Genomic DNA, 14,309 nt, shown 5'->3' with positions numbered 1-14,309 from the left:
AAAAAGGCTGCCACATGAGCCTGACTCACGGACAGCCTTTTTGCCTGTTCCTGCAGCAACTGCTGTCAGGAACTGATTATAAACGATTTGAAACATGCATGGAAGAAGCCCAGCGTGATTTTTCTGAGAGACAGCCGCAGATTTCCAGCTGTCATACAGCTCTCAGGCTTCTGTGCTGGCGGCTTCTGTGCCGTCAGTCTCAGTTTCTGCAGCCGCACCGCCGATCACCGGAGCATTCGGGACGGTGGTGATACCGGTTCTGTCGCCGAGCGAGATCTTCCAGAGGTCAGACCAGATTCCATCATCCTCGATGGTCTTGAGGAAGGTGTTGACAAACTGGACGCCATCCGAATCCTTCGGAAGACCGATGCCATAGTTGTCCTCCGGACCGAAGGTATCGCCCGCAACCTGGTACTTGTCCGGATTCTTGACAATCGCGTTCAGAATCAATGTGTAGTCTGTGACATATGCGTCGACTCTGCCCTGTTCCAGAGCAGTTCTGGCTTCGATATCATTCTCAAATTCCTGTACAGTTGCATCCGGTGCATACTGGGCGAGAATATCCGGACCGGTGGAACCCGCCTGCGTTGCGACGGTCTTTCCGGACAGATCCTCTACACTCTTGATATCGGTGTTGCCATTCTTTACAAGAACGGCCTGCTGTGAGGTGTAGTAGGGGCCTGCGAAGGAGATCACTTTTTCTCTGTCAGGGGTGATGGAGTAGGTGGCAAAGACAGCATCAACCTGGTCACTGGTCAGGACAGACTCTCTGGTGCTGGAATCAACCTGCGTCAGCTCATATTTGGAAGAATCACCCAGAATGTACTGTGCCAGGAGCTGGTACAGACCGGCATCAAAGCCGCGGACCTGATTGTCCGTCTCATCAAGCTGACTGAACAGGAACGAAGTTCTGGTCCCGCCGACTCTGAGAACGCCGTTCTTCTTTACAGCCGATGCCCATTCACTGGAAGCAATCTCGTCATCAGAAGCAGTCGGACCGGACTGGATCAGCTTGTCGAACGCATCCTTGTCGATTGCAACAGCGTTCTTGGTATCGTCTGCAGCCGGTGCAGCAGCCTCGGTCGTGTTTTCGGTTTCAGCCGAGCTTCCGAATGCGGTGAATGCAGAAAGGGAAAATGCAGCAGCGGCCAGGACACTGACCAGCTTTTTATTGATTGACTTCGCCATTTTTCAAATCCTCCTCTTTAATCAAATGCTATATTTCAGATATGCGATATAATAATTGAGAACAAGAAAATTGTAAAGTGGATTTTTTCTAGATTTGGATATAGACTTTTCCTATGACACGCTCATATCCGGGAGGGAGAGGACAAGAACATGGTCTTAGATGGCGCGACACAGACAACGCTGGCAATCCTGGCAGGCTGCGGACTCGACCTGCTGCTTGGAGACCCGCATCGGGTCTATCATCCGGTACGGCTGATCGGACTTCTGATCCGCGGACTTGAAGGGGAACTCCGCGCAGTGTTTCCCCATAATAAGCAAGGGGAACGGATTGCCGGAAGCTTCCTGGCTGTGCTGGTGCCGTCGGTGACGGGAGCAGTCTGCTGGCTGCTGCTTTCCCTGGCTGCCCGGGCAGGGACAGCCGTTCATTTCCTGGTCATGACACTGATGTGCTACAGCCTGCTGGCCGGGCGCGCGCTGTCGGACGAATCGATGAAGGTGTACCGGAAGCTGAAGGAGGGAGATCTGGAAGGTGCGCGGGAGGCCGCATCGATGATTGTCGGCCGGGACACCCGGGAGCTAACGGAGGAGGGTGTCACGAAGGCAGCAGTCGAGACAGTGGCGGAAAATACATCGGATGGCGTGGTTGCACCGCTGATGTTCCTTGCAATCGGCGGTCCTGCTGCAGGATGGATGTACAAGGCGGTCAATACGATGGATTCGATGGTAGGCTACCGGAATGACCGGTACCGGTACTTCGGAACGGCCGCCGCGAGGCTGGATGACGTGCTGAACTTTTTACCAGCAAGACTATCCGGAATTCTCATGGTATTATGTGCAAATGCAGCCGGGCTTGACAGCCGCAATGCCTGGCGGATCTTCAGAAGAGACCGGTACCGGCATGCCAGTCCGAACTCTGCCCAGACAGAAGCCGCAATGGCCGGCGCCCTCCGGATTCAGCTGGCAGGGGATGCCAGCTATTTCGGGAAGGTCGTGAAGAAACCGACCCTGGGGGACCCGATCCGAAAGGTTGAGGCTGAGGATATCCGGCGAGCAGACAGACTGATGTTTCTTTCCGTTTTGCCTGCTGTCGTAGTATTATTAGGGATAAGGACATGGATCCTGAAGGCCATTTAAAACCAGGAGGAAGCGTTCATGCAGTCACAGGTTCACGGCGGAGACATTTACTCTGCGGAATACTCGAATGATTTCTCGATCAGCACCTCGCCGCTCGGGATGCCTGACGGCGTCAGGAAAGCATACATTGAATCGGCGAATACGCTCTCACAGTACCCGGATGTCCGGTGCAGGGAGCTGCGGACTGTCATTTCAAAGGAGTTCCTGATTCCGAAGGAGTGGATCGTCTGTTCTGCCGGTGCAGCCGAGCTGATCTATGCCGTTGCTAATGCCATAAGACCGCGGAGCGGACTGGTCATCGCTCCGTCCTTCTCTGAATATGAGACTGCGCTCCGGCTTTCCGGCTGCACGGACATTCGGTTTTACACCTGCCGGGAAGAGAGCGGTTTTCTGATCGGAGAGGACATTCTCGACTTGATCACGGATGATCTGGATCTCTTTTATCTCTGCAATCCGAACAATCCGACCGGCGTACTTGTTTCGTTCGAGCTGATGCTGGAGATTGTCGAACGATGCAGACAGAAGCATGTGCTGCTGGTGCTGGACGAGTGCTATGTCGGTCTGTTGAGATACCCGAAGCAGGTGACGATGCTCCGCCGTCTGGAAGGGAATGATTATTTGTTCATTCTGAATGCATTTACGAAGCTCTATTCTGTACCGGGCCTTCGGCTCGGGGTCGGCGTGACGTCCTCCAGACCGCTTCTTGAGAAGGTCCGCAGCTGCATGCAGCCATGGAATGTATCGTCGGCCGCACAGGCCTGTGGGATTGCGGCACTGCGGGACAAAGCTTACGTTCACAGAGTCCGGGAGACCGTTCAGGAGGAAATGGATTTTCTGAAGAGTTCATTTGACCGGATCGGGATTACCTGGTACGGTTCCAGCTCAAACTTTATGTTCTTCCGCGGACCGGAGGATTTGTTTGACCGCTGCGCAGCGGAGGGCATCCTGATCCGCGACTGCAGCAACTATCGGGGACTGGAGCCGGGCTATTTCCGTGTTTCCTGCCGGATGAGGCGGGACAATGAGAAGCTGTGCGGGATTCTGGCAGGCATCTATGCGGAGGAGGACTACCGGCTGAGAAAGCAGAAGTGAACGCAGAAGTGAAAGGGACCGGCTGGCAGGCGGGAAGGGTACGTCCGAACGCCGGTCTGTCAGAAGGACAAATGGCTCTGAAGGGCGTCCTTAGGAGGAGCGCGGAACCTGGGACAGGGGGATGAAATTTGGCAAAGGCAATCATGGTACAGGGGACAATGTCGAACGCGGGAAAGAGCCTGATCGCAGCAGCTCTGTGCCGAATATTCCGCCAGGACGGCTATCGTGTGGCGCCTTTCAAGTCACAGAACATGGCTCTCAATTCCTTCATCACGAAGGAGGGACTCGAAATGGGGCGGGCGCAGGTTGTCCAGGCGCAGGCAGCCGGGGTTGAGCCGTCCGTCAGCATGAATCCGATCCTGCTCAAGCCGACCGGGGATTCTGTCAGTCAGGTCATCGTCAACGGGGAAGTGCTGGGAAACTTCAGTGCCCAGGAATATTTTGCGATGAAGCAGAGCCTCGTCCCGGAGATCCGGAAAGCCTATCGCCGGCTGGCGGAGGACGCAGACATCATTGTCATTGAGGGAGCTGGGAGCCCTGCGGAGATCAACCTGAAGGATCACGACATTGTCAACATGGGAATGGCGCGTCTTGCAGGTGCGCCGGTTCTTCTGGCAGGGGATATTGACCGGGGCGGTGTGTTCGCGCAGCTTTACGGGACGGTGATGCTTCTGGATGAAGAGGAGCGCCCGTATATAAAGGGCCTGATTATCAACAAATTCCGGGGAGACCGCTCTATCCTGACACCGGGGCTGAAACAGCTCGAAGGGCTGACAGGGAAACCTGTGTTCGGAGTCATTCCCTATCTGAAGATAGACATCGACGATGAGGACAGTCTTTCTGAACGGCTTACCGGGACAGAAGGCCTGACACAGGGAAGTCTGGCGCGCACTGTGCCGGAGCAGGCTGACCCGCTCATGCCGGAATATGTCCGGCACCAGAGCCTGGTGGAGATTGACGTCATCCGTCTGCCGCGTCTTTCTAATTTCACGGATTTCTCGCAGCTTGCCCGTATTCCGGGCGTCTGTCTTCGGTATGTGGGTTCCATCAGAGAATTCGGACAGCCAGACATCGTGATTCTTCCAGGTACCAAGAGCACAGTCGCTGATCTGCTGTGGCTGCGGGAGAGCGGGCTCGAGGTTCTGATCAAGAAGGCAGCAGCGCAGGGCCGGGCCGTGATCGGCATCTGCGGCGGTTATCAGATGCTCGGGGAGACGCTCAGGGACCCGGACGGAGTTGAGACTGGGGAGGGTGGTCTGCCGCAGCTTGTGCGGGGAATCGGTCTTCTTCCGGTCGATACCATCTTCCTGCCGGAAAAGACAAGGACACAGGTTCGCGGCGAGATCCTTAGCCCGGCGAAAGGCTTTGATGCTCTGAAGGGAAGACGAATCGAGGGATACGAGATCCATATGGGGCGCAGCGTCATCCGGGAAGGGAGCGGCGCGGAACCTTTTGCACGCCTTCACGCACAGACCGGGGGATACAGCCGGGAGAAGGAGGACGGCTGCACCGCAGGAACAGTCTGCGGCACCTACGTCCATGGCATCTTCGATGCGGACGATCTTGCATGGAGGCTGGCAGAGTCTGCGGTAGAGAAGAAAGGACTGCGGCTGACGGAGAGGGCTGTCCTGAGCCAGGAAGCCTACCGGGAGCGACAGTACGATCTTCTGGCGGCGTCGGTCAGGCAGAATCTGGATATGGAAGCCGTGTACAGGATGCTGGAGGAGGGCGTCTGAGGCAGGAGCGGTCATTCTGCGGAGGAAGGGATGCCCGTTTGATGTTTGTTGCAGGTTTGTGGCAAAACGTTCTCGGATAATTCAACTCTCCCATGGTATAGTAAGAAAAAAATTTAAAGGCTTGGACTTGCATGAACATTACAACACTTATCTTTATGATCTTCCTGATGGCTGGGCTCCTGATCTATTATCTGATACCCAGCCGTTTTCAATGGCAGTGCCTGCTGGGGCTGTCCTTCGTTTTCCTCTGGGCGGCTGACTGGCGGAATCTTCTGTTCGTTGGGTATGTCGCAGCGATCTGTTACGGATTTGCTATCTATATTGAAGGAATGCTTTCGGAGGCGGATCTTCCGGAGGACAGGGCGGAGCGGAAGATCGCGAAGGGCGCAAGAGCCAGAAAAGCGAAGCGGGCTGTCCTTCTTGCAATCTTTCTGCTGATTCTTATCCTGGCGCTGTCAAAGTACGTGCCGGCAGCCCTTCATCTGAATCTGACAAGCGTGAATGAGACACTCCAGAGCCGCTGGCGCTTCCTGAAGCTCATCGTTCCATTTGGCCTGTCGTATTATCTTCTGATGGCGATCTCCTATCTGCTCGATGTCTACTGGCAGCGGGGGAAGGCAGACCACTCCTTCTTTCACCTGGTATTGTTCATCTGCTATTTTCCGCAGCTGACGCAGGGCCCCATCGGGACCTACGGGCAGATGAAGGGAGAGCTTTTCAAGGATCACGGGGAAGCCTGGGAAAACATCAAAGTCGGCCTTCCGCTGATGCTCTGGGGCTTTTTCAAGAAGATGGTTATCGCAGACCGGACGGCAGTGTTCGTCGGCCGGGCAAATTCGGGCAGTCAGTACGGGCTCAATGTCCTGATCTGCCTGGTGCTGTACGGCATTCAGCTGTACTGCGATTTCTCCGGCGGAATCGATGTGGTCAGGGGCGTTTCGGAGTGCTTTGGCGTGCGGCTTGGAGAAAACTTCAGGCAGCCGTATTTCTCAAAGGACCTTGGTGAGTTCTGGAGAAGGTGGCATATCAGCCTGGGCGCGTTCATGAAGAACTATATTTTCTTCCCGCTGGCGATGTGGAAGCCGCTCAAGCTTCTGAAGAAGCAGCTCAGAAAGCATATGTCCATGAAGATGGCCAGCAAGATTATCGTGGCAATCGGCGATCTGATTGTTTTTCTGATCGTCGGGATCTGGCATGGCGCAGGATCCAAGTATGCCGGCTGGGGCATCTATAATGGCGCCATTCTTGCCTTCAGCGCTGTGATGGAGGACGTCTACCGGTCATGGAAGAACGCTCTCCACATCAATGAGCAGTCGGGCCGCTGGCAGACCTTCCGCCTTGTGCGGACACTGGTGATTGTGACAATCGGCTGGGTCTTTGACTGCGCAGATACGGCGTCCGGAGCAGTCCGGATGTTTTTCCGGATGTTCATGCTGAACCGGACAAGCCTGGGAAGAATTTTCACGACAAAGGTCGAGACGCTGTTCTATCTTCCAATTCTTTTCCTTGCCTGCATGCTCCTCCTGTGGGTGGACATCCAGCATGAGAAGGGAATATCCCTGAGACAATCCATCGCTGCAAGGCCGTTCTGGAAGCAAGCGGCGATCTGGACCGCTTTGTTCCAGGCAATCCTTCTTGTTGGAAGAACGGTCGGTGCCGGAGGGTTCATGTATGCAAACTTTTAAGGTATGCACCGGGAAGGGAGATCTTCCAATCGCCTGTACCACCCATCCCGCAGACGGAGCACAGTGAACATGAATATAAGACATTCGAAGCAGAACAGACGAAAGAAAAAACAGAGGAAGGAAAGGTGGGAACCGCAGACAAGGCTTGGAAAGGCGGGGTGCCTGATTGCTCTGAACATTGTCTGGATCCTCTTTTTCTCCTTCATCCTGACACAGCCCTCGATCCTCAAGGCGGAGCTTCGCGAGGTTCAGGGGGAGACAAACTACGACACGATTGTCGTCGGGGACTCCCATGGAGAGACGGCGGTCGACCCGGCAGTGCTGGACGAGGAACTCGGGACGACCTCCTACAATTGCTCCCGCCGGATTATGCCGGTCAAGGACATATACTATTTGATGCGGGAGGTCTGCTACCATAACCAGCCGAAAACCATTCTCTATGAGATTGATCCGACCTACTGGCGGATTCCTGGCATTTCGCTCGGCAATGATACCAGCATCTTCTTTGCAGGGAGTGATCCGAAAAACCGCCTGGACTACTTTTTCAAGGAGATGCTGACACAGCCATTTCCGAATTTTATCGCGGACTACAGGCTGGCGCCGCGCAATGCCAGCCAGATCCCGGGAGCAGCCTATGTCAGGCTGAGGCCGTCCTACTGGCATCATGGCGAGGAGACGATCCCGATGATCATGAAGGCCCTGTACCTGGGCGCCAACTATGAGTACAGGGGAAGAGGATTTCGCTACGGACATTCCTATTCCCTTCACATGGATACGCTGTATAAGCCTGTGAAGTTCAAGGTTGGTAAGATCGTGCCGGAGAATGTCGAGTATTTCCACAAGATGGCGGAATTCTGCAGGTCGAAGGGAATCCGGCTGGTGTGCTTTTACTCGGCACTGCCTCCATACAGACTGCTCCGTGAGAATGAGAATGCCGCCAACAAGTATTACACGGACCTCTGCAAAAAGGAGGGCGTGGAGTTCTACGACATGAATTATTTGAAGAAGGAGTACCTGGACCGGACCGATATGGATTATGTGGACCTGGACGGTCACATGATGGGAAGTCTGGGAGACAGGCAGACCAGGGTGCTGGCAAAAATCCTGAGTTCAGACGATCCTTCATCGATGTTTGTCGATTCTTATGATGTAGTACTGAAGAACCTGCCGAAGGATGAGGCGACAAGCGGAAGCGCGCTGTTGAAGGAGGCGCGCCGATATACGAAGAAAAAGCAGAAAGAGACCGAAAGGGCACTGGACTTACCGGAGGTGACGGAGACCTCGTATGCTGATCCGGCAGAGGCAGATACGCTGTAGGCGGTCTGGTGAGGAGAACAGACCACCTGCGGAGCGATGTGTGTCTCGCACAGACAGACACCTGCCATGATGGTTTCAGGCGGCAGATTCAGAATAAGGAAGGGGATACCCGATGAAGAATGTACTGGAATATCTGGAACAGACAGCAGAACGCTTCCCTGAAAAGCGGGCTGTGACCGACCCGGAGGGGAGCCTGACCTTTGCCGGTCTTTTGGAAAAGGCAAGGCAGGCAGGAACGTATCTGGCTAGGTATACGTCGCCGGGGCAGCCGGTCGGCATCTATATGAGCAAGTCGAAGGACGCCTATGCGGCGATGCTTGGGATCGTCTATGCAGGCTGCTTTTCTGTCTTTCTCAATACCGAGCAGGGAACGCTTCGGCTGCGGAAGATGGTTGAGACATCCGGACTTTCCATTGTTCTGACGGACAGACCCGGCGAGGCTGCGCAGACATTCTGTCCGGAGGAGAACGATCGTGCAGGGACGGAGGACGGAGAATCCGGCGCAGTTCAGCCCGGGGATACTGAGTCAGAATGTGCTGAGTCCGGATGTGTCCGGAACAGCGGGAGAAACAGAGCCCGTCTCCGGTTTCTGGATATAGCAAAAGCGTTATCCACAGAAGCGGACAGCGCGGCTTTAGATGCAGTCAGAGCGCGTCAGACGGACACAGACCCGCTTTACTGCAATTTCACCTCCGGCTCAACGGGAACGCCGAAGGGCGTCCTGGTCAGCCACAGGAGTGTGATCGACTTCATGAATTATTTTCCGGAGCTGTTCCATATCACGAAGGATGATGTAATCGGCAATCAGGCTCCGTTTGATTTCGACGTATCGGTGAAGGACATTTACTCCTCCCTGAAGACCGGCGCGGAGCTTGTCCTGATCCCGAGGAAGTATTTCACCGTCATCACGAACTTGCTGGATTATCTGGATGAAAAGAAAGTCACGACGCTGACCTGGGCGGTTTCAGCCCTATGCCTGGTTGTCCAGTTCAAAGGGTTTACCTACAAGGTTCCGTCCTCGATCAGACGGGTTCTGTTCTCGGGAGAGGTGATGCCGGAGCGCTTCCTGAGGGCCTGGATGGAGCAGTATCCGGATGCTGAGTTTGTCAATCTGTACGGACCGAGTGAGATCACCTGCAACTGTACCTATTACAGGGTGCCTGGCGTTGCAGACGCCCTGAGCGGAAAGCCTCTGCCGATCGGTGTTCCATTTCCGAACGAGAAGGTTTTTCTGCTGGACGAGAAGGGGCGCAGGATCACAGAGAGCGGAAGAAGCGGAGAGATCTGTGTGTCTGGAAGCTGCCTGGCGCTCGGCTACCTGAATGCCCCGGAAGCAACCAGAAAGGCTTTCTGCCAAAGCCCGCTGGAGACAAGGTTCCCGGAGCAGATGTACAGGACGGGGGATCTGGGATATTACAGGGAAGACGGACAGCTCTGCTTCTCAGGGAGAGCCGATTTCCAGATCAAGCTGTTCGGTCACCGGATTGAGCTGGAGGAGGTGGAGGGTGCACTCAACACGGCACATGGTGTCGAGCGCGGCTTTTGTGTATTCAACCGGGAGAAGAACAGGCTGGAGGCCTGCTACTGCGGACAGGCTGAGCCCAGAGCGCTCAAGGGAGAGCTTCTGAAGCTTCTTCCGCAGTACATGGTTCCGTCAAGGTTCCATCATGTCCAGGAGATTCCGCTGACAGATCACGGGAAAATGGATCGCAGGAGGGTGCTCGAGCAGCTTGGCGAGGGCGCAAAGGAGGAACATAAGGTATGACACTGACAGCGGAGAAGATTTCAGAAGCGCTGCGGATGGCACAGACACCCTTCTATATCTTTGATACAGATGAGGCAGCCGGGGAGATCAGACGGATGCATGAGGTGTTTCCGGAGCGCGTGAAAGTCTGCTTCTCGATCAAGGCCAATCCGTACCTGACGGAGGCGCTTGGAAAAGCGGCGGACTATGTGGAGGCCTGCTCATTTGGAGAGCTGCGGATCTGCGAGCGGAAAAAGGTTCCGGAGGAAAAGATTGTGCTGTCCGGCGTCAACAAGGGAAAGGATGACCTTCTTGGGGCACTGAAGCGGCATGGGAGCCGGATCACCTACACGGCCGAATCTCTGATGCAGTGGGAGGTCCTGGAACAGTTTGCGGAGCAGACCGGAGAGGACATCCGCGTGATGCCGAGGCTCACGGACGGCAGCCAGTTCGGAATGGACAAAAGTGAGATCGAGGAGATCCTCGCCGGGAAGCATGGAAAGAGTGCCCGTGTCTATGGCATTCATTACTTCTCCGGAACGCAGAAGAAGAACATCGGGCGGACGACCGAAGAGCTGGACATGATCGACGGCTGTCTGCAGGACTGGAAGGCTGCGTATGGATTTGAGCCAATGCGCCTCGAGTTTGGAAGCGGGATGGCGGTCGACTATTTCTCGGATGAGGAAACCATGAGAAGCCGGGAGAAAAAGGATCTCGAGGCGCTTTCGGACAAGCTGCAGGCGATGGCGTACCAGGGAGAGGTCACGCTTGAATTCGGGAGACGAATTGCGGCAACAAGCGGGATATACGTGACAGCGGTCGCGGATGTCAAGCGCCGGGGAGGACACCGGTTTGCGATTGTGGACGGCGGCATCCACCAGGTGAGCTGGTACGGGCAGATGATGGGAATGAAGATCCCGCCTGTCTACTGCCTGGAGAAGCCGGAGAGGAAGCAGGAGTGGTCGGTTTTCGGTTCACTCTGCTCGATGAACGATGTCCTGCTCAGGAGCGCGCAGTTTGGGGAGCTCGATATCGGAGATCATCTTGTATTCGGGCGCTGCGGGGCGTATGCTCCTACTGAGGGGATGCTGACTTTCCTGAGCAGGGACCTGCCCGGTATGTGGACATGGTCTGAGAAGGAAGGGCTTCGCAGACTGCGGGGGCTTCTCCCGACAGACGGGCTGAACTGCGGCGCGGCTGAACTGAAAAACATTGAATGACATTGAAGGACTGTTACGAAGGAGGAATATCATGGAGAAACTGCTGGCAATTCTGAGAGATATCGACCCGGACATTGATTATGAGAACGAGAAGCATCTGATTGACGATGGGCTGCTTGATTCTATGCAGGTGCTGGAGCTTGTATCCACGCTGGAGGATGAATTTGACATCGAAGTCACGCCGACCGAGCTTGTCCCGGCAAACTTCAATTCTGCTGACAGCATGTGGAAGATGATCGGGCGCCTGCAGGGCTGAGCAAAGACGTGCAGAACCGTTGGAGACCTGCCCTCATTCTTTCACAAAGAAGGCAGGCTCCTGAAACAGGCTCCGGAAACAGGAGGGCGGACAGTGGCGGAGGAAAACCGGAAGGTGATCTATGCGGCGGATGATGAGGAAAACATCCGGACACTGATTGACACATACCTGACGCAGGCGGGGTTCGATGTACGGGTATTCTCAGACGGGGACAGTCTGTTTGCGCAGTTCCAGAAACAGCGCTGCGATCTTGTGGTCCTTGACATTATGATGCCGGGGACAGACGGACTGACGATCTGCAGGAAAATCCGGGGACTTTCGAAGGTGCCGATTGTCATTCTGACAGCCAGAGAGAGCGAGCTGGATTATATCACCGGTCTTTCCATGGGCGGGGATGACTATATCATCAAACCGTTCCGGCCATCGATCTTTGTCATGAGGGTACGCGCGCTTCTGCGCCGCGTCGACATGGAGCGCCAGTCTCAGAAGGGGGAAAAACCACTTTCGTTCGGGGATGTCACGCTGGATGAAAACAGCCAGCTTGTCCTGGTCAATGGCCGTGACGCGGGGCTGACGATTACGGAGCGTGCGTTGTTCCGGTACCTGATCGAGAACAGCGACAGGGCACTGTCAAGGGAAAAGCTGCTCCGGGATGTCTGGGGGATCGGACCGGATATCGAGACGAGGGTAGCGGACGAGACCGTCCGGCGCGTGCGGAAGAAACTGAGCGCAGCCGGCTCCAGGGTCCGGATCAATGCGATCTGGGGGTATGGGTACCGGCTGGGAGAAGGAGACATATGAAGAATCGTCCTGCCGGAGACATATCAAATCGCAGGAAATCAATCTTAAAGCATGCAAGCCGCCACCTTGGAAAGAGAACAGTCCGGATTGCGTATATGTCGACGGGGATACTGGCGGTGTTTTTCATCGTGATCCTCGTCGTTTTTCATCTGCTGATGAACCGGAATATCCGCGAGAGCTCAATCAGAGCACTGAAGGAGCTGGAACAGACCTACTCTCTGGAGAATCTGTATTTAGGGTCAGAGACGGAGAGCGAGCGCTCCGGTGAAGCCGGGGCAGGGACGGAAGCATCGTCGGACACAGCGCAGGTCTTTGCGGCGGTTCCGGATACATCTGTCTCGGAGGATGCCTCCTGGGAAGCCGGGCATGGGGAGGAAACTGAAACGGAAAGCACGGAGGAATCCTCGGATTCGGCGTCGCTGCTGCCCTCCTCCGGCTTTGAGAGTGATGATGAAGGGTTTAACGTTGCGGTCAGTATCCTGGTGGACCAGCAGTACCGGACAGAGTTCTATGTGACGGAAAATGAAAAAAAGCTGGCAAACTGGTGCAGGGTGCATCCATTTCCGGACGGGGTCATCCGGGAGATATCCGTTGGGAAGAAGAGCTATTATGTTCTGAAGATGCAGGACCATTACCTGTCCGATGACGGAAAGTATAAATGGATTCTGTACGTCGACATTACATCCCAGCGTCATCTGGTTCATCTTGTCGAGCAGGCAGAGTTGCTGGTCATGATCATCTGTGCTGTGGTATCGGTTTTTCTGGGTGTCCGGATGGGGATCAGCCTGGAGCTGGAGCAGGAAAAGCAGAAGCAGTTTTTTGAGAACGCGTCTCACGAGCTGAAGACACCGCTGATGTCAATCCAGGGCTATGCGGAGGGGATCGGGAACGGGGTCATCGATGATCCGAAAAAGGCCTCCCGGGTTATTCTCACTGAGACAGACAAGATGCGGGACCTGGTGGAGGAGATTCTGGCCTTGTCCAGGCTGGAAAGCAGCCAGACGAAGCTGCACATGGAGAGTGTGATTCTGCCGGACATCATCAATGACTGCCTGATGGCGCTTGAATATGAGATCAGAAAGCGTGGTCTTGACGTATCGATAAATCTCGAACAGGTTAAGGTGCAGGCAGATCCGGATCAGCTAGGGCGGGTTGTAATGAACCTCATTTCGAATGCTGTGAAGTATGCGGAGAGCCGCATCGACATCTCCTGCGGGAAGAATTTTCTCCGGATTGTCAACGACGGAGATATTCTGGACGAAGAGGAGAAGCGCCACATATTTGACCGGTTCTACATAGGAAAGCGGGGCGGGACGGGAATCGGCCTGGCGCTTGTCCATGAGATTGTGGCTCAGCACGGATGGAGGATCCGGGTGGATAATACGGCTCAGGGCGTCGCTTTTACGATTACGTTCGGGCGGGGACGCAGGTAGCTGGCCGGCTGCTCATGAAATGGTGCGCCATCCACGCTTTTTCCGTAGCACAACCGGATTCGTTTCGCACAGAAGCAGGATTTTGTAGTATGATGTCAGCAGCATCAGCAGCCGCTGCCGGCAGATCGGAAAGAATCGTTGCCGGACAGTGAGCTGAAAGACATCATGCCGACTGTCACAAAGCTGCCGGCAGATCGGAAAGAATCGCTGCCGGACAGGCAGATCAGGCATGAGCCTGATAAGAGAGGAGAGGAAGGCTATGAAAAAACTGCGCAGATCTTCAAAGGATAACAAAATCTGTGGTGTCTGCGGCGGGATCGCCGAGTTCTTTGGAGTAGATGCAACCATCGTCCGGATCCTGTTCGTGCTGTTTACTCTGGCTGGTGGCTCCGGCATTCTGCTTTACATTGCCATGGCCATCATCATGCCGAAGCCGGCTGGCGAATCGGATAATGAGGACGGGAAGGACGAAACCTGACGGCGCGTGAAGCGCGCTGCCTCAGACCGGCGGCATAAGACAGGTCCCGGGAACGTCGAGGACGAGAGTGGAGACAGTTTCCGGGAACATCAAAGGCAAGAGAAAAGCCGGCAGGGGAGCTGCCGGCTTTTCAAGGGGAGTATAAATAATTAATAAGGGGTTTGTAAAAGAACCATTAAGGGTAGTCCTTTTACCGCTTCATTATAGTATGTGATGTTTAAAAAA

Annotated in this window: 12 protein-coding genes; 11 read left to right on the top strand and 1 reads right to left on the bottom strand. The window is 55.0% G+C overall.

The features are described from left to right. Positions 1-162: 162 nt before the first annotated feature. The gene (locus FYJ35_RS01520) at positions 163-1,188 is read right to left on the bottom strand and encodes a glutamate ABC transporter substrate-binding protein (protein WP_154522113.1); all 1,026 of its coding nucleotides are present in this window, start codon (positions 1,186-1,188) and stop codon (positions 163-165) included. 150 nt (positions 1,189-1,338) lie between these two features. Between FYJ35_RS01520 and cbiB the strand changes: the two genes are divergently transcribed. The 11 genes from cbiB (at position 1,339) to FYJ35_RS01465 (ending at position 14,084) form a co-directional block, all read left to right on the top strand. After that, positions 1,339-2,322: an adenosylcobinamide-phosphate synthase CbiB gene (gene cbiB, locus FYJ35_RS01515; RefSeq protein WP_154522110.1), complete on the top strand. Its 984-nt coding sequence runs from the start codon at positions 1,339-1,341 to the stop codon at positions 2,320-2,322. An 18-nt stretch (positions 2,323-2,340) separates the two neighbouring features. Next, positions 2,341-3,414, top strand: coding sequence for a pyridoxal phosphate-dependent aminotransferase (locus FYJ35_RS01510; protein ID WP_154522107.1), 1,074 nt, complete (start codon positions 2,341-2,343; stop codon positions 3,412-3,414). 128 nt (positions 3,415-3,542) lie between these two features. Further along, positions 3,543-5,150: a cobyric acid synthase gene (locus FYJ35_RS01505; RefSeq protein WP_154522104.1), complete on the top strand. Its 1,608-nt coding sequence runs from the start codon at positions 3,543-3,545 to the stop codon at positions 5,148-5,150. 131 nt (positions 5,151-5,281) lie between these two features. Next, positions 5,282-6,835, top strand: coding sequence for an MBOAT family O-acyltransferase (locus FYJ35_RS01500; protein WP_154522101.1), 1,554 nt, complete (start codon positions 5,282-5,284; stop codon positions 6,833-6,835). A 69-nt stretch (positions 6,836-6,904) separates the two neighbouring features. Continuing rightward, on the top strand, positions 6,905-8,152 hold the full coding sequence (locus tag FYJ35_RS01495) for a hypothetical protein (protein WP_154522098.1): 1,248 nt from the start codon (positions 6,905-6,907) through the stop codon (positions 8,150-8,152). A gap of 112 nt (positions 8,153-8,264) precedes the next feature. Next, a complete protein-coding gene (locus FYJ35_RS01490; protein ID WP_154522095.1) occupies positions 8,265-9,917 on the top strand; it encodes an amino acid adenylation domain-containing protein in 1,653 nt (550 codons plus the stop codon). Further along, the gene (locus FYJ35_RS01485; RefSeq protein ID WP_154522092.1) at positions 9,914-11,116 is read left to right on the top strand and encodes an alanine racemase; all 1,203 of its coding nucleotides are present in this window, start codon (positions 9,914-9,916) and stop codon (positions 11,114-11,116) included. Before FYJ35_RS01490 ends, FYJ35_RS01485 begins: the two co-directional genes overlap by 4 nt. A gap of 31 nt (positions 11,117-11,147) precedes the next feature. Further along, positions 11,148-11,372, top strand: a complete 225-nt coding sequence (locus tag FYJ35_RS01480) for an acyl carrier protein (protein WP_154522089.1) — start codon at positions 11,148-11,150, stop codon at positions 11,370-11,372. Positions 11,373-11,465: 93 nt separating this feature from the next. Beyond that, positions 11,466-12,173, top strand: a complete 708-nt coding sequence (locus FYJ35_RS01475) for a response regulator transcription factor (RefSeq protein ID WP_321048453.1) — start codon at positions 11,466-11,468, stop codon at positions 12,171-12,173. Beyond that, positions 12,170-13,606: a sensor histidine kinase gene (locus FYJ35_RS01470; protein ID WP_154522083.1), complete on the top strand. Its 1,437-nt coding sequence runs from the start codon at positions 12,170-12,172 to the stop codon at positions 13,604-13,606. The genes FYJ35_RS01475 and FYJ35_RS01470 overlap by 4 nt, the downstream gene beginning before the upstream one ends. 259 nt (positions 13,607-13,865) lie before the next feature. Next, positions 13,866-14,084 carry a PspC domain-containing protein gene (locus FYJ35_RS01465; RefSeq protein WP_154522080.1) on the top strand — a complete coding sequence of 73 codons (219 nt, stop codon included), beginning with the start codon at positions 13,866-13,868 and terminating at the stop codon, positions 14,082-14,084. Positions 14,085-14,309 lie beyond the last annotated feature (225 nt).

Source organism: Porcincola intestinalis, from assembly GCF_009696445.1.
Lineage (GTDB): Bacteria > Bacillota > Clostridia > Lachnospirales > Lachnospiraceae > Porcincola > Porcincola intestinalis.
This window is presented reverse-complemented; position numbering and strand designations above follow the sequence as displayed.